The sequence below is a fragment of the Marinobacter segnicrescens genome, assembly GCF_900111555.1.
Taxonomy (GTDB): domain Bacteria; phylum Pseudomonadota; class Gammaproteobacteria; order Pseudomonadales; family Oleiphilaceae; genus Marinobacter; species Marinobacter segnicrescens.
The window spans coordinates 193,852-211,656 of record NZ_FOHZ01000002.1 but is presented as its reverse complement, the minus strand read 5'-3'; the positions used below and the strand labels follow the sequence as shown (position 1 = coordinate 211,656).

Annotated in this window: 20 protein-coding genes; 11 read left to right on the top strand and 9 right to left on the bottom strand. The window is 60.5% G+C overall.

Annotation, left to right across the window (positions count from 1 at the left end; translation table 11 throughout):
* Positions 1–8: 8 nt before the first annotated feature.
* On the bottom strand, positions 9–1,337 hold the full coding sequence (locus tag BM036_RS03665; RefSeq protein ID WP_091848876.1) for an FAD-dependent oxidoreductase: 1,329 nt from the start codon (positions 1,335–1,337) through the stop codon (positions 9–11).
* A 240-nt stretch (positions 1,338–1,577) separates the two neighbouring features.
* Between BM036_RS03665 and BM036_RS03660 the strand changes: the two genes are divergently transcribed.
* Positions 1,578–2,033 carry an META domain-containing protein gene (locus BM036_RS03660; RefSeq protein WP_091848875.1) on the top strand — a complete coding sequence of 152 codons (456 nt, stop codon included), beginning with the start codon at positions 1,578–1,580 and terminating at the stop codon, positions 2,031–2,033.
* 12 nt (positions 2,034–2,045) lie between these two features.
* On the opposite strand, the gene BM036_RS03655 is transcribed toward BM036_RS03660, so the two are convergent.
* Positions 2,046–2,519: a DUF6231 family protein gene (locus BM036_RS03655; RefSeq protein ID WP_091848874.1), complete on the bottom strand. Its 474-nt coding sequence runs from the start codon at positions 2,517–2,519 to the stop codon at positions 2,046–2,048.
* Between the two features lie 154 nt (positions 2,520–2,673).
* Between BM036_RS03655 and BM036_RS03650 the strand changes: the two genes are divergently transcribed.
* The 5 genes from BM036_RS03650 to BM036_RS03630 all read left to right on the top strand — a co-directional run bounded on the left by BM036_RS03650 (position 2,674) and on the right by BM036_RS03630 (position 8,131).
* Positions 2,674–3,324 carry an ABC transporter ATP-binding protein gene (locus BM036_RS03650; RefSeq protein WP_413774388.1) on the top strand — a complete coding sequence of 217 codons (651 nt, stop codon included), beginning with the start codon at positions 2,674–2,676 and terminating at the stop codon, positions 3,322–3,324.
* A gap of 3 nt (positions 3,325–3,327) precedes the next feature.
* Positions 3,328–5,562: an FtsX-like permease family protein gene (locus BM036_RS03645; protein ID WP_091848873.1), complete on the top strand. Its 2,235-nt coding sequence runs from the start codon at positions 3,328–3,330 to the stop codon at positions 5,560–5,562.
* A complete protein-coding gene (locus BM036_RS03640) occupies positions 5,559–6,656 on the top strand; it encodes a lipocalin-like domain-containing protein (protein WP_091848872.1) in 1,098 nt (365 codons plus the stop codon). The genes BM036_RS03645 and BM036_RS03640 overlap by 4 nt, the downstream gene beginning before the upstream one ends.
* Before the next feature lie 87 nt (positions 6,657–6,743).
* Complete coding sequence (locus tag BM036_RS03635) at positions 6,744–7,202, top strand: ATPase (protein ID WP_091848871.1); 459 nt, start codon at positions 6,744–6,746, stop codon at positions 7,200–7,202.
* Positions 7,203–7,228: 26 nt separating this feature from the next.
* On the top strand, positions 7,229–8,131 hold the full coding sequence (locus tag BM036_RS03630; RefSeq protein WP_218144762.1) for an acyltransferase: 903 nt from the start codon (positions 7,229–7,231) through the stop codon (positions 8,129–8,131).
* A gap of 5 nt (positions 8,132–8,136) precedes the next feature.
* Here BM036_RS03630 and BM036_RS03625 read toward each other — a convergent pair whose 3' ends face one another.
* Positions 8,137–8,880 (bottom strand): sulfite exporter TauE/SafE family protein, encoded by a 744-nt coding sequence (locus tag BM036_RS03625; protein WP_245742450.1) that lies wholly within the window; start codon positions 8,878–8,880, stop codon positions 8,137–8,139.
* A gap of 132 nt (positions 8,881–9,012) precedes the next feature.
* On the opposite strand from BM036_RS03625, the gene BM036_RS03620 reads away from it, so the two are divergent.
* Together BM036_RS03620 and BM036_RS03615 are read left to right on the top strand one after the other, a co-directional pair.
* Positions 9,013–9,468: a YchJ family protein gene (locus BM036_RS03620; protein WP_091848869.1), complete on the top strand. Its 456-nt coding sequence runs from the start codon at positions 9,013–9,015 to the stop codon at positions 9,466–9,468.
* A gap of 54 nt (positions 9,469–9,522) precedes the next feature.
* Entirely contained in the window at positions 9,523–9,753 is a 231-nt protein-coding gene (locus tag BM036_RS03615) for a DUF3565 domain-containing protein (protein WP_091848868.1), read from the top strand.
* Here BM036_RS03615 and BM036_RS03610 read toward each other — a convergent pair whose 3' ends face one another.
* Together BM036_RS03610 and BM036_RS03605 are read right to left on the bottom strand one after the other, a co-directional pair.
* Positions 9,754–10,434 carry a type 1 glutamine amidotransferase domain-containing protein gene (locus tag BM036_RS03610; protein WP_091848867.1) on the bottom strand — a complete coding sequence of 227 codons (681 nt, stop codon included), beginning with the start codon at positions 10,432–10,434 and terminating at the stop codon, positions 9,754–9,756.
* A 106-nt stretch (positions 10,435–10,540) separates the two neighbouring features.
* A complete protein-coding gene (locus BM036_RS03605) occupies positions 10,541–10,933 on the bottom strand; it encodes a thiol-disulfide oxidoreductase DCC family protein (RefSeq protein WP_091848866.1) in 393 nt (130 codons plus the stop codon).
* A gap of 182 nt (positions 10,934–11,115) precedes the next feature.
* Between BM036_RS03605 and BM036_RS03600 the strand changes: the two genes are divergently transcribed.
* A complete protein-coding gene (locus BM036_RS03600) occupies positions 11,116–11,316 on the top strand; it encodes a hypothetical protein (RefSeq protein ID WP_091848865.1) in 201 nt (66 codons plus the stop codon).
* Positions 11,317–11,332: 16 nt separating this feature from the next.
* Here BM036_RS03600 and BM036_RS03595 read toward each other — a convergent pair whose 3' ends face one another.
* The gene (locus tag BM036_RS03595) at positions 11,333–12,709 is read right to left on the bottom strand and encodes a CHAD domain-containing protein (protein WP_177185980.1); all 1,377 of its coding nucleotides are present in this window, start codon (positions 12,707–12,709) and stop codon (positions 11,333–11,335) included.
* 132 nt (positions 12,710–12,841) lie between these two features.
* Between BM036_RS03595 and BM036_RS03590 the strand changes: the two genes are divergently transcribed.
* Positions 12,842–13,915, top strand: coding sequence for a TRAP transporter substrate-binding protein (locus BM036_RS03590; protein WP_091848863.1), 1,074 nt, complete (start codon positions 12,842–12,844; stop codon positions 13,913–13,915).
* A 101-nt stretch (positions 13,916–14,016) separates the two neighbouring features.
* Here BM036_RS03590 and BM036_RS03585 read toward each other — a convergent pair whose 3' ends face one another.
* Positions 14,017–14,664, bottom strand: a complete 648-nt coding sequence (locus tag BM036_RS03585; RefSeq protein ID WP_245742448.1) for a PEP-CTERM sorting domain-containing protein — start codon at positions 14,662–14,664, stop codon at positions 14,017–14,019.
* Positions 14,665–15,067: 403 nt separating this feature from the next.
* Between BM036_RS03585 and BM036_RS03580 the strand changes: the two genes are divergently transcribed.
* Entirely contained in the window at positions 15,068–15,871 is an 804-nt protein-coding gene (locus BM036_RS03580; RefSeq protein ID WP_091848861.1) for an SDR family NAD(P)-dependent oxidoreductase, read from the top strand.
* 157 nt (positions 15,872–16,028) lie between these two features.
* Here the strand turns inward: BM036_RS03580 and BM036_RS03575 are convergent, their stop codons facing one another.
* Together BM036_RS03575 and BM036_RS03570 are read right to left on the bottom strand one after the other, a co-directional pair.
* Positions 16,029–16,964 (bottom strand): ketopantoate reductase family protein, encoded by a 936-nt coding sequence (locus BM036_RS03575; RefSeq protein ID WP_091848860.1) that lies wholly within the window; start codon positions 16,962–16,964, stop codon positions 16,029–16,031.
* Between the two features lie 21 nt (positions 16,965–16,985).
* Positions 16,986–17,768: an SDR family NAD(P)-dependent oxidoreductase gene (locus tag BM036_RS03570; RefSeq protein ID WP_091848859.1), complete on the bottom strand. Its 783-nt coding sequence runs from the start codon at positions 17,766–17,768 to the stop codon at positions 16,986–16,988.
* Between the last annotated feature and the right edge of the window lie 37 nt (positions 17,769–17,805).

The window sequence follows — 17,805 nt, the reverse complement described above, 5'->3', positions numbered from 1 at the left end:
GTCACTCCTCAGGCCTGGCCTTCCAGAACGGCGTAGTAGGCCGGCTGCAGCATTTTGTCCTTGAAGGTCCAGGTCACCCAGGACTCTTCCTTCGGGTCAATGAAGGGAAACGACGGCAGGAACTCCAGGTCGTAGCCGAACTCCACCAACATGGCCTTGCCGATACTGGTGATCAGCGGGCACGAGGTGTAGCCATTGTGCTTGCGGGGCAGGGGTTTGCCCTGCATGGCCGCTAACAGGTTCTCGGTCACGATGGGTGCCTGGGCCTTCACGCTGGCGGCCGTCTTGTTGAGCGGGGCGCCAATAACATCGCCGATGCCGAACACTTCCGGGTAACGGTTGTGCTGGAGCGTGTAGATATCAACGTCGAGCCAGTTGCCGGTGAACTTGCCCTCCTTGGCAATCAGGTCACTGTTGCGCACTGCATCCGGCGCGCTCATGGGCGGCACCACATGGATGAAGTCGTAATCCCGGGTGATGCTGCTGCCATCCTGCTGGGTGAATGTGGCCTGCTGATCCTGCGGGCTGATAGCGGTCAGGGTATGGAAGTGATGCCGCTGGACGCCCTGCTCATCAAAGCGCTGCTTGACGAAATCGTTGACCCACGGCTGGCTGAACAGGCCGCCACCTGGAGCAAAGAAGTCCACGTCGAAGCTGTCCCGCTTACCGGAGGCTTCCAGTCGCGACAGGGTGGTGAAGGTCATTTTCAGGGGGGCGCCGGCGCACTTCACCGGGGTCGGGGCGTGGGTGAAAATGCCCTGGCCGCCGCCGGTGGCGATCCACTGGTCAATCACATCGCGGGTGCGGGTGGCCCCCTCCAGGCTGGCATAGACACTACCGATACCGTGTTGCCCCACCAGGTCGGCGGACATGCCCTCGATCTGTTCGTAGTTAAGCTGGATGCCAGTGGCCACCACCAGGTAGTCGTAGCTGAGCCGGTCACCATTGGCCAGGTCGACGGTGCGGTTATCCGGGTCGAAGGCGGCTGCGCTGGAGCGAATCCAGTCAACGTTGGGCGGCATGAACTGGCTGTTGGGGCGGGTGGTCTTGTCCGGGCTCCATACCCCGGATGCCACCAGGGTCCAGCCGGGCTGATAGTGGTGGACCTCACGGGCTTCCACCACGGTAATCCTGCCACCGCGCAGACGGTCAGACAGACGGTTGGCGACGGCCATACCACCGGCACCGGCGCCGATGATCACCACATGGGCGCGGGTATTGACGGTTTGCCCTTGCAGGCCGGTAGACGTCAGCAGGGCTGCAGTGCCAGCGCCGGCACCAAGTTGGAGGAAGCGGCGTCGGCTGAGGTCGTGGGATGAATCCTGGTTTCGGGACATGGCAAGTCCTCCTTAGGGGAGATTCTTTTGTAATTTTTAGTTATATGCTTATAAGTTTAATTTTATGGGTATGACCTCCTTGCGTACAGGCTTATCCTGCCCTGTGCGACACTATGCCGCGGGCTGGTGTGCTGATTTTCGGGATTGTCATGTGGGCTACGGACGGTTTCCCGCCGGCACTGGTATGATGGCGTTTTCGAAAGGGCGGCCCGGGCCGCAGACTCAGGAGGGATAGCAAACATGAAAGGAATGAGCGTAGCTGGCCGGATTATCGTGCTCGGTTGCCTGGCGGTGCTGGCTGCCTGTGCTTCCGGACCCGGATCACAGCAGGGCGGGCCAGTGCCTACAGCGCCCCTGACCAATACCTACTGGAAGCTTGTGGAGCTTCGGGGCAACGCGGTGAACGTCCCGCAGGGGCAACAGGGCGAGCCCCACATGATTTTCCGGGATGATGGCAGGGTTAACGGCTTCAGCGGCTGCAACCGTTTTGTGGGTGAGTACACAGTAACCGGTGCCAACCTGCTGTTCGATTCCATGGCCAGCACCCGCATGGCTTGCCCGGATGATAACTATGAGTCTGTTCTGTACGACGTATTTGCCGATACAGCCGGGGTGTTCCTGGAAGGCAAGGTGCTCAAGTTGCTGGATGAGCAGGGCCATGGGCTGGCCCGTTTCGAGGCGGTTGCGTTGCCTTGAGGGCTGTGGGCGTTACCACCGCGCCTTGTCCCACATTTCCGGATTGGCCCAGTATTTCGGGTTGTTCCAGTCCCGCTTGTGGTTGTAGGTGTCGATATTGTAGGTGTACAGGCTATGACTGCTTCGCCCATCGCCACCAGCCTGGCGGGTAAAACCCAGGGCAACGAGATCGGTCAATCTCCATTCGCTGGTATTCGACACAAGCACAGCAATCTGACGGTTACCCAGGTTGCGTAGCTGGCCCAGTAACTGCGTTCCCGTAGTCCGGTCCATGGACTCCAGCGTATCGGCTACCAGGGCGAGGTCGTGGGGTTCTGCACCGGGGCCGGCCAACTCACCCTGGCCCGTGTCCAGAACATGAATTCGCACGTCGCTGGCCGACGACTGCCATCCCCTGGCAGCCGCTTCAGCGGCACCGCCAGTGACCAGCAGCGTCGAGGGCCGGGCGTCCCGGATGACAGACTCGAAGATGGCCTGTGTATTCATGTCAGTGTCCTCCCCGGTGGCTGTGATCTGTCATCATACGCCCCCGGACCGGGTTCAGCCTCCCCTGGGCCAGGCGCCCCGGTCATCATTGAATCCCGTTATAGCCTGAGTCCAACCGCCAGGGGGCTCCAGTACCCGCTTGAAGGAGTGGATTGTGAAGGCGATTGAGGTAACAGATCTCCACAAGTCGTACCGGACAGCTGCAGGCCGGGTGCCGGTTTTCGAGGGACTGACTTTTACCGTGGAGCAGGGTGGTTCGCTTGCCCTGACCGGTCCGTCGGGTTCAGGCAAGAGCACCCTGCTGAACATCCTGTGCGGGCTCGATTCAGCGGATGCTGGGCAGCTTGCATTGCTGGGTGAGCCCGCCGGCCTCCTAGGCCCGGATGACTGGGCGGACCTGCGCCGGAGCAGGATCGGAGTGGTGTTCCAGGACAGCAACCTGATGCCGGCCCTTACCCTGGAAGAGAATGTACGCCTGCGTGCCGACCTGGCCGGCCAGTCCTTTGGTCCGGTACGCGACTGGCTGGAGCGACTGGGGCTGCAAGGGCTGGGGCAGCGGTATCCGGACCAGGTCTCCGGTGGGCAGCGGCAACGCGCGGCGCTGGCGATGGTGTTTGCCATGGCGCCGGACCTGATCCTGGCAGATGAGCCCACAGGAAGCCTGGACCGTCATACAGCCAGTGCCGTGGCCGATGAGTTGTTCCGGTGGCAGCGGCACAGCGGCTGCACCCTGGTGCTTGCCACCCATGACCTCTCGCTGGCAGCGTGCTGTGACCAGCACCTGGACCTGGCGAGCGGGGCCTGAGCCATGTTGCTGCGGGCCATGCTCAGTCATTACCGTCGCCATCCCCTGCAGTTATTGGCGTTGTTGGCGATTCTCACCCTTGCCACAGCCCTTTGGTCTGGCGTCTGGACGCTGACAAGCCAGGCTCGGGACAGCATGGCAGCGGGAGATCGCCAGCTGGCCGGGCAGCAAGTGCTGGTGCGGCAGGATGGTAAAGCCGTATCGGTACAGGACTTCGCCGACTTGCGCCGGAACGGCCTCTGCGTGGTGCCCTGGCTCGAAGTCGCCTCCGATAGTGGTGGTGCCCGCGTGATAGGGTTGGATCCGCTGGCCATGAGCTGCGCTGAAGCTGCCCCATCAGGGTCCGGTCCTGTGCTGGACGGTAAACCCTTCGTGGATATCTCAGAGGCTGCCCGACTGGCAAAGGACCGTCCTTCGGTATTGCGGCTGTACCTGGCCACAGAGATCGGTCACCTCCCCGAAGGCTGGCAGCGTCAGGTCGATCCTGCAGCACTGGATACGGGTGAACTGGCGGACAGCTTCCTGCTGAACCTGAACGCCCTGGCGGTGCTGGTCGTACTGGTTTCGGCATTGTTGATTCGCAGTGTCTACACGCTGGGCCTCGACCAGCGCCGGCACGGTTTGCAGCTGCTGGAGCGATACGGTGTGCAGCGCCGCCGGTTGCGTCGTTACCTGTTACTGGAGCTCAGTATCCTCGCCGTACTGGGGGCGGTGCCCGGTTACGGACTGGGGCTGTTGCTGGCCGAGGTCCTGGGTTCCGGGTTTGGTTCCGCCATGGCCAACCTTTTCGATACCGCACTGTTGGCAACCCCCCACTCAGTGACCGGCTTTCTGGTTACGGTGGCGGTGATGGCCCTGGTGGTGTTCTGGTGCGGTCTTGACCTGTTCAAGGGAGGGCGTGGCCAGACCGGCATGGTCCGTTTTCAGGTGCCCCTGGCGCTTGGTGCACTGATCGCCGGCGCCGTCACAGTACTGGTGGCCGGCTCCCTGGTGTCAGCGTTTTTGGCCACGGCATTGTTGTTGCTCGGGGCGGGGCTGGTCACTCCCCGGTTGTTGCAACGACTGGCGGCTCCGCATCGTGACATGGCCCCCCTGCGCCTCTGGCGGCGCCGTGAACTGGGTGTGCTCATCCGGCGCCTGGCGCTGCCGCTGGTCGCATTACAGCTGGCTGCCGGCACTGTGATTGCCGTTCATGCCCTGGTGCATACGTTCGAGGGCACCTTCAACCAGTGGCTTGACCAGCGCCTGTCCGGGGATCTGTTTGTGGAAGTCCCCGACGGCAAAGCGATCGTGGACGTTGTCCCGGTATTGTCGCAACGGGAGCTGGCCGCAAACTGGCATCCTGTCCTACGCGGGCAGGTGATCCTGGCCGGAGCTGATACGAGCAGCAGCCTTGACCTGATGGCCACTGACAGTCGTTCCTCACTCGTGCAGAACTGGTCCCTGATTGAGGGCGTGAACTCGCCCTGGCTGGCAGTAGGCAGGGGAGCTGTACTGGTGAACGAGCAACTCGCCCGGCGCAAGGGCCTCACACCTGGCAGCCGGCTGATCCTGGGGTTCGGCGAACAAACCCGGGAGGTCAGCGTGGCCGGGATCTACGCCGATTATGGTCGCCCGGCGGGTGAGGTAATGATGGATGTGGAGCACCTTCCGCAGGACTTCGCGCCCGCCTTCCGATCACTCACGGTGACCCTTCCAGAAGGAAGCGCCAACAGCCGTCGGGAGGAACTGCTGGCCTCGCTGCAACATGCCTGGCAGGTGGACACCCTGCAGGTGCGTGACAATGAAACCGTACATCAGCTCGCCAACCGGATCTTCCGCCAGACCTTTGCCTTAACCCGTGCCATCAGTTACCTGACCCTCGGGCTTGCGGCGGTGGCCCTGCTGCTGACCGGCTGGGTGGTGCTGGGGTCACGGCAATGGTATTACCAGTTGCTTGTTGTCTGGGGACTGGCTGGCAAATCGTGGTTCCGGGTAATCCTGACCCTGGCTGCCGAGCTTATGGTTTCGATCTGGGCCGCCGCCGTCCCGGTGGGTATCGCGCTGACCTGGGTGTTGGTACAGCGCATTAACCCGTTGGCGTTTGGCTGGTCGTTGCCCATGGCGATTTATCCCGGTTTCTGGCTGGAGTTGATGGCTTTGCTGGCGCTGGCTGCGTTGATGATTGCAGGTGCATTCTGGCTTCGGCGGCCGGCGACCGGTATTGCACCAGCCCTGGGCAACGGGGAGGAGCGATGAAAGCCGTCCATCTGTTTATTGGTTTATTGGCCTTGCTGGCCATTGCCGGCTGTTCTGATGAACCGTCTGACGCCGGTTTCGCCGGCCTGGCGGATGAAGGGCAGGAACACGGGTTCCGTCAGCCCGCCCCGGGGGGCCACATTAGCCTGCCGGAAGACTGGGGTGCTCACCCCGACTACCGCATTGAATGGTGGTACCTGACCGCCAACCTGGAAACCGCCGAGGGCCAGCCGCTGGGACTGCAGTGGACCCAGTTCCGGCAAGGCCTGGAACCCCGCCCGCCAGGCGCACCAGCCCCCGATGCCACGCTTTGGCCGCTGCAGTCAGCCTGGATGGCCCACGGTGCCGTTTCATTTGATGGACAACACTGGTTTGATGAGCGGTTTGCACGTGGCGACATTGGCCAGGCAGGCGCCACGACGGCGCCCCTGCAGGTCTGGCTGGACCATTGGCAGCTGAGCGAAATGGCAGCAGGGAGATGGCAACTATCCGCTTCGGGTGACGGTTGGTCCTATGACCTTGTCTTGATCCCGGGGCAGCAGGTCGTGCGCCATGGTGAACAGGGCTTCAGTGCCAAGACCCCGGACGGTCAGGGCTCCATGTACTTCAGCCTGACGGATATCGCCATCCAGGGTGAAGTGGTCCTGGATGGGCACAGTTACAAAGTCGCCGGTCTGGGCTGGCTGGACCGGGAGTGGAGCAGTCAGTTCCTGCGGTCAGACCAGCGGGGCTGGGACTGGTTTGCCCTGCGCCTGGACGACGGCAGCCGACTGATGGTGTTCCAGGTGGGTGACGGTGACGGCGCCTTCCGCTCTGGTACCTGGGTCGATCCACAGGGAGAGGCTCACTCCCTGGGCACGGATGAGATCGAGCTCGCTGCACTGGATTACCGGGATATAAAACCGGGCCGCGTGCCCGTGGCCTGGCAGCTGGATATCCCGGCCATGGGCTTATCCCTCAGGGTAAGCGCACCCCCGGGGACCTATTGGAACGACGGCCTGTACCCATACTGGGAGAGCCCGGTATCGGTTTCAGGCTCCGTTGACGGCAGTGGCTACATGGAACTGACCGGCTATGGCGAGTCGGCAGAATGACTGCATTGATGGATGAAACCGGGATGGTGAGGTAGGATTCCTGTATAGCAAGACCAAAAGTTGCTGATCTCATAAAAAGGGAAGCCTATGGAAATCAAGACGTTTGAAGACCTGGTCGACTGGGTTCGTGATATGCACAGTTTTCTCTCCCGCAGCCTGCGGGAGAGTGCTGCCGGTAATGCCAATGATCAGGCAAGCGCGCTGCTGACCTACCTGGCCGACCACGAGCAGGAGCTTGTGCGGATTACTGAAGAATTTGAACGTCAGGCAGACCCCAAGGCCCTGAAAACCCGTTTATACGATTACATGAAACATAAGCCGGTCAAGGTAACGGATCCGGCCGATACCCACTTTGCTTCCCTGTCTTTCGATGAAATTGCCCGTGAAATCTTCGCGTTCCATGACCAGGTGATCGACCTGTATGACAGCCTGGCGGGCAAGGCGGAAATCGCAGAAGCCAAGGAACTGATGGATTCCCTCAAGGAGATGGAAGAGCACGAGGCCATGCGCCTGGCCCGCCAGGTTTCCAACAGCCAGGATATCTGAGGGCCGGCCAGGCGGGGTGGCGGTACGTGTTTGCTTTGCATATTGTCCGGGCAACAACCTTTTGCCTGCTGGTTCTGCTGATTACCCTGATCGGCATTGGCCCCATGCTGGTCATGGGTCTGATCAAGGCCCTGCTGCCTTTAAAGCCGCTGCAGCGGGTTTGTTCCCTGGGGGTGATGTGGATTGCAGAAACCTGGGCGGAAGGACTGAAATGGCTGTTCCGCCTGCTGACGCCGACCGTCTGGGATATTCGCAGTGATGTAGCCCTGGGCCGGGATCAGCCCTACCTGGTGATCTGCAATCACCAGTCGTGGGTGGATATACCGGCACTGGTAGAGGCATTCAACCGCCAGACACCTTTTTTCAAGTTTTTCCTCAAGAAGGAACTGATCTGGGTTCCGCTGATCGGACTGGCTTTCTGGGCCCTGGATTACCCCTTCATGAAGCGCTACAGCAAGGCGCACCTGGCACGGCACCCGGAGGATCGGGGCAAGGACCTGGAAATCACCCGCCAGGCCTGCGAGAAATTCCATAACCTGCCGGTTACGGTAGTGAACTTCCTGGAAGGCACCCGGTTCACCCCCGCCAAGCACAAACAACAGGGATCACCTTACCGGCACCTGCTCAAGCCAAAATCCGGCGGCGTCGCTTTCGTGATGGCTGCACTGGGGGACCAGATGCACGCCCTTCTTGACGTCACCATCATGTATCCGGAGGGGCGCATCCCCGGTTTCTGGCATCTGATCAGTGGCCAGGTATCGCGGGTGGTGGTGGATATCCGGCGACGTACTGTACCCGCCGACCTGTTTGTCGGCGACTACGCCAATGACCCGGCCTTCCGGGAGACCTTCCAGGCCTGGGTCAGCCAGCTCTGGGCCGAGAAAGACGAGCGTATCGAGCAGCTGCGCCGGGAAGAAACCACCCGCTGACACCATTAGCCGAGGTTCAGGTTGATCAGTCCCCGTATAATCGCGGCCAGTCCGGCAATGGCCGCGACGCCCAGGATAATGGGCCGCAGGGCCTCGAAGGGCAGTCGGTTAACCAGGCCAGCGGACAGCCAGAAGCCGATGAAAACGCCCGGCATGGTGGCCACGAACAGCCACAACTCAGTCATCCCCAGGTAGCCGGAAACGATCAGGGTGGCCAGCACAAACACATTGGCAAACAGGAAGAAGGCGGACAGGTTGGCCCGCACCATCGGTCCCTTCTCGTTCTGGTAGATCATCGCGATCGGTGGCCCGCCTACGGCGGTGATGGTGCCCATATAGGTGGAAGCCAGGCCGGCAATAATGCTGTTGCGGGGATTAAGCCGGGGTTTCAGCCCGGCTACGCTGAGAACCACGGCCAGCAGGATCAGGGTGCCAAAAATCAGTTCAAAGCCCTGGGCGGTGATCACCAGCAGGGTGCCACCGGCCAGTGCTGCGCCGGCCAGGCCGCCGCCGATGGCGTAGCGCACCTCCCGCAATTGCAGGGCGGTGCGGTTGCGCATCAGCATCAGGATCGTGAGTATGCCGGCATTGAGCGTCAGTGGTGCGGGTATGAAGGCCGGCGAAATCAGGAACAGCAGTGGTGCCGCCAGTGTGCCGATACCGTACCCGGCCACTCCTTGCAGACAGGAACCGGCCAGGATCACCAGGTTGGCCAGGAGGATATGGTAGATCGTGATATCGGCTGGCACGGCAGGGCCTGTCCTTGCGACGGTTAGCATGAGAAAGCAGGCAGTTATAACACACGGCAAAATAGGTAGCTATTGGCCCATCACGACAACCGTCAGCGGATAGGCCTGTGACCGGAGGAAGAGGAGCTCTTTATGCCTGAGACGCCAGAATGCCCCTGTGGTAGCGGCCGCCCCTATCGGGACTGCTGCCGGCGATACCATCAGGGCGAAGCGGCTCCCACGCCGGAGGCGCTGATGCGCTCCCGTTATAGCGCCTTCGTCCTGAAGCTCACGAACTATCTGCTGACCACCTGGCATCCGGATACCCGGCCCGCGTCTTTGCCGCTGGACGATTCGCCGGACTGGACAAGCCTCCAGGTCTTGTCCTCCGGTGAGCAGCGGGACAGCGGGCAGGTGCATTTCCGGGCGGTCTACCGGCTACCGGATGGTTTCGGATATCTGGAGGAAGCGTCAGACTTTGTTCGCGAGGATGGCCGTTGGCTTTACGTCAGCGGTGAGACCCGTGAGGGTCGCCTCGACCCCGGCCGCAATGACCGCTGCCCCTGTGGCAGTGGTCGCAAGTTCAAGGCCTGTTGTCTGAACAGGTAAGGTTGCCTGACAGCCTGTGGTGACAGACCAGAGCGCATCTGGGAGGGGGCTTTGATGAAACAGCCGATTACCGGTTATCACTGTGATGAGGAGGGGCACTGGGTGGCCCAGCTGGCTTGCGGCCACAATCAGCATGTGCGCCATCAACCCCCCTGGGTGAACCGGCCCTGGGTGGTCACCGAGGAAGGGCGACGGGGGATGCTGGGGTTCAGGCTGAACTGCGTGAAGTGCGAGGAGGGCGCGCCAGCGGACGAGCGCCCCCCTGCAGAAAGCCCGTCAGACTGATCAGTCTGCCAGGGCCTGGAGTACGGCCTTGGCCGCGCCCTCGGAGGAGGCCGGGTTCTGGCCGGTGATCAGGTTGCCATCCACTACGATATGGGGCGTCCAGTCGTCACCGCGGCTGTAGTGGCCGCCCTTTTCCTTGAGCATGTCTTCTACGAGGAAGGGCACCACACTGGTCAGACCAACGGCGTCCTCTTCGCTGTTGCTGAAGCCGGTCACGCCCCGCCCACGGACAAACCAGTCGCCGTTGGGGGATTCCGGGTGCCGGAAGATGGCCGGCGCATGGCATACCGCGCCGATGACCTTGCCGGCCTTGTTGGCTTCTTCCAGCAGGCGGATGGAGTTACCATCTTCAGCCAGGTCCCACAGTGGGCCGTGGCCGCCCGGGTAGAATACGGCGTCAAATTCATGCACGTTGACGTCGCTGAGCTTTTTGGTGCTTGCCAGGGCCTGGCGCCCCTGTTCGTCCTCGCTGAACCGGCGGGTGCTGTCAGTGAGTGCGTCTTCTGCCTCGCTGTTGGGGTCCACCGGGGGCTGTCCTCCCTTGGGTGAGGCGAGGGTGATGTCGGCCCCGGCGTCACGGAACACATAGTAGGGCGCGGTGAATTCCTCCAGCCAGAAGCCGGTCTTGTGCCCGGTGTCTCCCATTGCGCTGTGGGATGTTAATACCATCAGAACCTTCATGTGCTTGCCTCCCGTGTGAGAGTGAAATGTGGTGACGCTCCGGTTTTCCTGGCGTCGCCGTCATCCGTTACTGCGTCTTATTAAGGGTTGGTATGCCGGTGCCGGATTACAACCCCGGTTGCTCCGTTGTAACCGTCTCGGTCGTCGTGTCGTTGCAGCGGTCGCAGGCATACCGTTGTTCATAGCGTCTGTCTGCCCACCGCTCATAGAGGCGCCGGGCCAGGGGACGGATCAGGGGCCAGGCCAGCGGGCGGAAGAGCCAGCCTACGGGAGTGTGGGACCAGGCCCGCACGGTCGCGTCCAGCCCGGTGAACCACTGGCCCTGGCTGCTTACCAGATGCAGGCGTCGAAGCAGCGCCTCTTTTCCGGGGGCCAGGGGGCCATCATCCGGTTGGTGGTGGATGTCGACAAAACCCAGGCCACCCTGCTCCAGTCGCTTCAGGGTTTCAATTTCCTTTCGGCATAACGGGCATTGGCCGTCGTAGAACAGGATATCCATGGTGGCGGTTTGCCCTCGTTCGGATGTGCGGTGTAATGGATGTCTTCTGCAGAAACCTACGCTCGCTGTGGCCGTCAGATCACCTTGCTGTGCGCTGGTTCCTTGCCAGCCGTTGGTGCCGGCACGCGCATACCGGTAAGCTGTCGAGCCAGTCTTGATAGCCGGTTTTCAGGGAGAGCTTTATGAAGCATAAGGAAAAGGAGTGCACCTGGGCACCAGGTATGCAGGATACGGATGTCACCTTTGCCGGTGACCATACATGGGCGACGATCTTGCGGGCCCGCAGTAATGAAGGTGACGACAGCCCGGGGAGGGGCCCCTGGTTGCTGTTGGCTGCCGGGCTGGTTGCCTTCGGGGCTATGCTCTGGTGGTATCTGGCGTGAGCCGCGCTGGCGGCGTTCAGGCCAGCTTCAGTTCTGGCGGGTGGGCAAGGATGGTTGCCCGGGTATCCTGCTTGTCCAGGTCCAGCTCTGCCGCCATTTCTGCCAGCGCCGGCGGCAGCTGATGGCCCTTGCGATTGTCAGCGAGGTTGTCTAACAGGCTTAGCTGGACATGGCGATCCTGGAATCGCCCGTAGAGTTTCTGTTGCTCCCTGAGCTCGTCAAGCAGGCTCCGGTAGCTCTGTGTATCCAGTTCTGCCAGGTACCGAAGCCGTTTCAGGGCCTTGCGTAGCTCGTGGAAGGGTTCGTCCGGCGATTCAGGGGCCAGGCGGGCGAATAGCTGGTGGCAGAGTGCGGCCCGTTCACTGACTGTGTCGTGAATGGCCCTGGTTGTCAGTTTTTTCAGTGGGCGTGACAGAGTCTTTCCGTTAATAGCCGTTTCCCAGGCTGCGAGTGCTTTGCGCCAGTCCTTTCCCTCGAGCTGCTCGCAAAGTTGCCGCTGACATTCGGCTTGCCACTGCCTGAAAAAAGCCCCTGCGCCGGATGCCCGCAGGGACTGGCGTAATCGCCGATCTCCCTTGGAGCGTACTTCAAGCTCCATCAGGAACACGTCCAGGTCCCGCAAGGTGCTGGTCTGGCGGGCCATGCTCTTTAAAGGATGCAGCGCTTTTTCCAGGTGTTCATCACCGGTGATGGTGCAGAGCGCTTCGGTGATCGCCCGGCTTCTTCGCAGGGCGATACGGAACTGGTGCAGGAACTCCGGGTCGACGCCTGTCACAACTCCCGGTTGCGTAGCCCGCAATCGCTCCAGTAAATGGTGCAACATTGCGGGTATCTGCTTTCGCAGATCCCGGCCCTTGTCCGGGGGTGGCGAGGCCTTGCGCTGGAACAGCTCATAGCTGGCCAGTTTCGGAGGCAGGTAGGCCACAACCCTGGACTGCCCTTTCCCGACCTTTGCCCAGCTGTCAATGGGCAGCTCCAGGTGCAGGACGGACCCGGTGGCCATATCCGGTGCCTGGTGCCCCGTGAGTCGGGTTGCCAGGTCTGAAAGGGCCGGGTTGTGTCCGATGATGGCCAGGTTTTCCGGGTCTCCGGGCAGGTGCCGGATCCATCGTAATAGCCGTTTATAGCGAAAAGTGTAGAGATCCGGGTCAAAGTGGATCCGGCCAACCAGTTGCGGCTCGGCCAACAGGTCCAGCAGGCCCTCGATGGTCTGTCGGGCCCGACAGGCCTGGCTGACATACACTTCCCCGTCCAGCGCACCCATGGCCCTGAGGGGGCGTGCCATGGCAGTCAGCTGGCGCTGGCCCCGTTTATTGAGTGGGCGATCCAGGTCGCTGAGCGATGCATCGCTCCAGCTGGATTTGCCATGTCGGATCAGGAACAGCTGTTTCATGGACATCCTCCATGTGCATTGAACGGCCCGGGAGGCTATCATTATCCGGTCATACTGGTCTGCCATGGCTTTTGGCCATCGGACCGGTAGCTCAATCAACCTATAATAAAATCACTGCTGGAAGTAACTATTATGACATTACGCTCCAAGCTGACGGCAGCAGCGCTGCTTCTGGGCCTCTCCTTTGCTGGAAGCCAGGCTGTCGCCGAAGAAACCTATACGCTCAAACTGGCGGAAACCTGGGGACCCAACTATCCGATTCTGGGGGATACCAACCGTAGCCTGAAGGCCATGGTTGAAAAGATGTCCGAGGGTCGCATCAAGATCCGCATCGATTCCTCCAACAAGCACAAGGCGCCTTTTGGTATCTTCGACATGGTGAAGGCGGGTCAATACGACATCGGCCACACCGCGTCCTACTACTACAAGGGCAAGATTCCCAACAGCATGTTCTTCACCACCGTACCCTTCGGCATGACCGCACCGGAACAGTACGCCTGGTTCTACTACGGTGAAGGTTTCGACCTGGCCCAGGAAGTCTACGGCCAGCACAATATGCTGTCCTTCCCCGGCGGTAATACCGGTGTCCAGATGGGCGGCTGGTTCCGTGAAGAGATCAAGTCCCTGGAGGACCTGCAGGGCCTGAAAATGCGCACACCTGGCTTTGCCGGTGAAGTCATGTCCGATATCGGCGTTGCCGTCACCAACATCCCGCCGGGTGAGCTGTTCACCGCCCTGGAGCGTGGCACCATCGACGCGCTGGAGTGGGTCGGCCCGGCACTGGACCTGCCCATGGGCTTCCACCAGATTGCTGACTACTATTACGGTGGCTGGCAGGAGCCGTCTGCAGAACTGCAGTGGCTCATCAACAAGGACACCTGGAACAAGCTGCCGGAAGACCTGCAGGAAGTGCTCCGGGTCGCCATGCGCACCGCCGCCTATGACATGTACATCCAGACCATGCACGAAAGCGGCAAGGCCTGGAGCAGCATCCAGGAAGAGTACCCGAACGTGAAGTTCCGTACCTTCCCGGATGAAGTCATGGAAGCGCTGCGTGCGTCTACCAAGAAGCTGCTGGCCGAAATGGCCGAGAAAGACCCGCTCACCAAGAAGATCGTTGATTCCCAGCGTGAGTACCTGGAGCAGATTCGCCCCTGGACCAACATCTCTGACCGGGCGTACCTGAACAACTCGGACGTCGAGTAAGTCTGGGTGACTTTCGGGGAGCCGGCCAGCTGACCGGTTCCCTGAAACAACAAACCCCGCCTTGAGCGGGGTTTGTTGTTTCTACAGGTTGCTAATGCGGATCAGGCAGCCTTGCTGCGCTGACGGGCAAACCTCAGGCCGATCAGGCCAAGTCCGAGAAGGGCCAGTGAGCCGGGCTCGGGTACAGGTACCTCTGCCATTCTCACGAACAATGAAAGGTGTGAAAGGTCCGGAGTCTGTCCACCATTGTTGGTGAAGTTGATGTCAAAGCTGCCGCTACCCGAAGTGTCAGCATTGGAAAAGGTAATGCCCTCGAAAAGATATGAGGCGTATCTGTCCGAGCCCTTGAGGATGGCAACAAAATCCAGCGTGATCGGCAGTCCCGGTGAGCCAACTTCTGTCCAGCTAAGACCCCAGTTGCCTGAATCGGTGTTGAGGTCTGCGTCAAGCGTGAACTGTACTCCGCCCACAGTACCTGTCGTATTCCCACCGTCCTTAACCAGATAGTCGAAAATGCCCCAGTCATTCGAGAATATTGCGCCGGCGTTGTAGTCAGGGTTTCCGGAAACGACTCCATAGCAATCACTGGCGGTTCCGCCCTCCCAAGTCATATCACTGGTGGACAGTCCGTCGGGGTTTGGATCAGAGGCAGAACAATACGTTGGCGCAGCGCTGGCCGCTCCCACGAAAGACATACCTGCTAGCACCGCTGAAGCGAGAAACGATGTTGTTAACAGTATTCTATTCATTGAATTTGCACTCCCTTGAGCATTAACACCGCTCAGCATGGGACCCATTATGTGACGAGTCAGGGCTGGGCGTTATGAGCCATTGTTGTAAACAAACACTACTCGCTGACGGTACAACAAAGGTTCCTTTTTTGGGTTTAAGCAAATATAGGGCCAATGTTTTGTTTGTTGATTAATGTCTTAAAAAACAGTTGCATGACGGCCTGTCAAAATGCCGCCCTAATGTTATGTGTAAATATTTCCGACGGTACAATGGTCTGTCGACCGGCTGTTGTGATGCGGTGCTCTGAGGTGTTCCGTCGGAGGAATAAAACCGGCTGACGGCGGCGGTTCAGCGGTGTTTTCTTGGTGGGACGCGGGTTATGCTGCCCAACCAACAAACACAATCATCAGGAGAACAGGTATGAGTAAAAGATTGGACGATAAAGTCGCTATCATCACCGGTGGTACCAGCGGTATCGGAGAGGCGACGGCCCGCCGATTTGTGGAAGAGGGTGCACGGGTTGTGATTGCGGGTCGCAGCGTTGAGAAAGGTGAGAAACTGGCCGATGCGCTGGGCGGAAACGCGGTTTTTATGAAAGCTGACGTCATGATTGAGGGCGATATCGAGGCGCTGGTTGACGGTACCGTAAAGCAGTTCGGTCGGCTGGATTGCCTGTTCAACAATGCCGGCGCCGGTGATCGGACAACACTGGACTCAGTCACCGAGGATGAGTTCAGCCATAGCATGCGCCTTCTCACTGGCAGCGTGGTTTTCGGCATCAAACATGCCGCCCGGGTGATGCGGGGGCAGGGCTCCGGCTGCATTATCAACAACTCCAGTATTGCAGCCCATCGTCTCGGTCAGGGTGGCTACCTGTACTCCGGCGCCAAGGCGGCGGTCAGTCACCTGACGCGGCTGGCTGGCGTAGAGTTGGGGCCTGAAGGCATCCGGGTGAACGCGATTTCTCCCGGCGCGGTGGCAACGCCGATCTTCTGGGGCGGTTCGGAAAGGGCTAACACGCTGAGTGACGAGGAAAACCAGGCCAAGATGGAAAAGCTTGAAAAGAACCTGGCGAAGGCAACGCCGCTGCCCCGGGCGGGGCTGGCGCTGGATATTGCCAATGCCGCGGTATTCCTGGCCAGCGACGAGGGCTCGTTTATTAACAGCCACGACCTGGTGGTAGACGGCGGCCGGATTTCCATGTTCAACGAAAAATCCGGCTGACCGTTTCTGGCATCGTAAGGGAGGGACGGAGCCCTCCTGAAGAGAGTGTAAAGAAAGCCGACACGACTGCGCGGGGCAAGGTCAGGAAGTCGTCAGCCAGATTCCGTAATTGGAAACAGGCAATACCTCCTGGTGCCAGCTCGTTTCGACCTCCCGATCAGTCCCGGTTTTCCAGGTTCGCCCGCATCCTCAGGGTGACCAGCACGGTATTCAGGTGAGGCACCGGTATGCCGTGGCGCTCTGCAATGGCCACTACGTTGCCCAGCACCGCATCCCGTTCGATGGGGCGGCCGTTGAGGTAGTCCAGGGCCATGCTGTTCTTGTAGGGTGGCATCTTACGGGTGCCTTCGATGTTCTGTTCGATCACGCTGTCATCCATGGGGTAGCCTTCGGCTTCGGCGACAGTCATGACTTCCCGGATCATGTTTCGGATCAGCTGTTCGCCACCCTCGGTGTCCAGGATGGTCCGGGTATCCGCACCGTTGGCGATGACGGAGAGCGGGTTGAAGGGGGTGTTCCACAGGCATTTGCGCCAGCGTTCTCCCACCACCTGCTCGGTCAGGTCGATGTTGATACCGCCGTCGGTAAACAACTGGGACAGCTCGCGGCAGTTTTCGTCGATGCCTTCCGGGTAGCGGCCCATCACCAGCTTGCCATAGGCCTTGTGCTCGACCACCCCGGGCTCGGTGCGGCTGGCGGCGATAAACGCCAGGCAGCTGATAATGGGGCTGTCCGGGTAGGCGTCCGCCAGTTCCCGCTCGATATCCAGGCCGTTTTCGATCAGTACCAGGCGGGTATTGGCGCCCATCCAGGGACGGACCAGCGCCGCGCGATCCACACCGGGCAGCACCTTCACACAGAGAATCAGGTAATCGGGAGTTTCTTCCGGCCTGTCGCCGTCACGATAAACGTGATCCGGCCGGTAGGACAGGTCCCCCAGGGGGCTGGAGATGCGGATGCCGTTGGCCTTCACGGCGTCGTATTCCGACCGCAGGACCGTGCTGACCTTGCAGCCGGCCTTCTTGAGGATGGCACCGTAAAAACTGCCAATAGCGCCGGCGCCAACGATCAGGATGCTGGGTTTGTCACTCATGGAATTGCTTGCTCCCTGGTTTTATCGACGGACCGGGGCTGCACCCAGGTGCGCGCCGCCGTCGATCAGAATGGTTTCGCCTGTGGTCAGGTCACCGCCGATGATCAGACCCAGGCAGACGTCCGCCACGGTTTCCGGTGAGGCGGCGTCGTGCAGGGGCGCGGCGCCCTTTGTTTTCTCCAGCAGGGCGTTGTATTTATCCTCGCCAAGACCCTTTTTCAGCCACTCACCCTGAACAAAGCCCGGGCATACGGCGTTTACCCTGACTTCCGGTCCCATCACCCGGGCCAGGGAACGGGTCATGGTGACCAGCGCGCCCTTGGAAGCAGCGTAGGCAATGGAGCTGCCGATGCCTGCCAGGCCGGCGATGGAAGCCATGTTGATGATGTGGCCGGAACCATTGGCGCGCAGCGCTTTTTCCGCGGCCCGGGTCATCTGATAGGCGCCCACGGTGTTAACAGCGTAAAGATCGAGGAAGTCCTGCTTGTCCAGGCCGTCCAGGTTGTTGTGGTCGCAGAACTTGGTGGTGCCGGCGTTGTTGATGAGGATATCCACCCGGCCGAACTTCTCCAGGGTGGCATCCACCAGGGTCCTGCAATCGGCATCTTCGGCCACATTGGCCTTGCAGACGAGGGTTTGTACGCCGTGCTGTTCACAGTCAGAGGCAACGGCACGGGCGCCGTCCTCGTTATTGCTGTAGTTGATCACCACATGGCAGCCGTGCTCCGCAAACAGGCGGGCAATGGCAGCGCCGATGCCGGACGATGAGCCGGTTACGATGGCGACGGAATCTTTGAGTTTCATGGCATGTCCCTTTTTGTGTTTGTTGGTTTGAATAGAG

Bases quoted from the DNA above. Each gene is read 5' to 3' on its own strand.
- BM036_RS03620 (WP_091848869.1), top strand. From the start codon at position 9,013: ATGCCTGAGACGCCAGAATGCCCCTGTGGTAGCGGCCGCCCCTATCGG.
- BM036_RS03610 (WP_091848867.1), bottom strand. From the start codon at position 10,434: ATGAAGGTTCTGATGGTATTAACATCCCACAGCGCAATGGGAGACACC.
- BM036_RS03605 (WP_091848866.1), bottom strand. From the start codon at position 10,933: ATGGATATCCTGTTCTACGACGGCCAATGCCCGTTATGCCGAAAGGAA.
- BM036_RS03635 (WP_091848871.1), top strand. From the start codon at position 6,744: ATGGAAATCAAGACGTTTGAAGACCTGGTCGACTGGGTTCGTGATATG.
- BM036_RS03580 (WP_091848861.1), top strand. From the start codon at position 15,068: ATGAGTAAAAGATTGGACGATAAAGTCGCTATCATCACCGGTGGTACC.
- BM036_RS03640 (WP_091848872.1), top strand. From the start codon at position 5,559: ATGAAAGCCGTCCATCTGTTTATTGGTTTATTGGCCTTGCTGGCCATT.
- BM036_RS03645 (WP_091848873.1), top strand. From the start codon at position 3,328: ATGTTGCTGCGGGCCATGCTCAGTCATTACCGTCGCCATCCCCTGCAG.
- BM036_RS03655 (WP_091848874.1), bottom strand. From the start codon at position 2,519: ATGAATACACAGGCCATCTTCGAGTCTGTCATCCGGGACGCCCGGCCC.
- BM036_RS03615 (WP_091848868.1), top strand. From the start codon at position 9,523: ATGAAACAGCCGATTACCGGTTATCACTGTGATGAGGAGGGGCACTGG.
- BM036_RS03660 (WP_091848875.1), top strand. From the start codon at position 1,578: ATGAAAGGAATGAGCGTAGCTGGCCGGATTATCGTGCTCGGTTGCCTG.
- BM036_RS03595 (WP_177185980.1), bottom strand. From the start codon at position 12,709: ATGAAACAGCTGTTCCTGATCCGACATGGCAAATCCAGCTGGAGCGAT.
- BM036_RS03570 (WP_091848859.1), bottom strand. From the start codon at position 17,768: ATGAAACTCAAAGATTCCGTCGCCATCGTAACCGGCTCATCGTCCGGC.
- BM036_RS03590 (WP_091848863.1), top strand. From the start codon at position 12,842: ATGACATTACGCTCCAAGCTGACGGCAGCAGCGCTGCTTCTGGGCCTC.
- BM036_RS03665 (WP_091848876.1), bottom strand. From the start codon at position 1,337: ATGTCCCGAAACCAGGATTCATCCCACGACCTCAGCCGACGCCGCTTC.
- BM036_RS03575 (WP_091848860.1), bottom strand. From the start codon at position 16,964: ATGAGTGACAAACCCAGCATCCTGATCGTTGGCGCCGGCGCTATTGGC.
- BM036_RS03585 (WP_245742448.1), bottom strand. From the start codon at position 14,664: ATGAATAGAATACTGTTAACAACATCGTTTCTCGCTTCAGCGGTGCTA.
- BM036_RS03600 (WP_091848865.1), top strand. From the start codon at position 11,116: ATGAAGCATAAGGAAAAGGAGTGCACCTGGGCACCAGGTATGCAGGAT.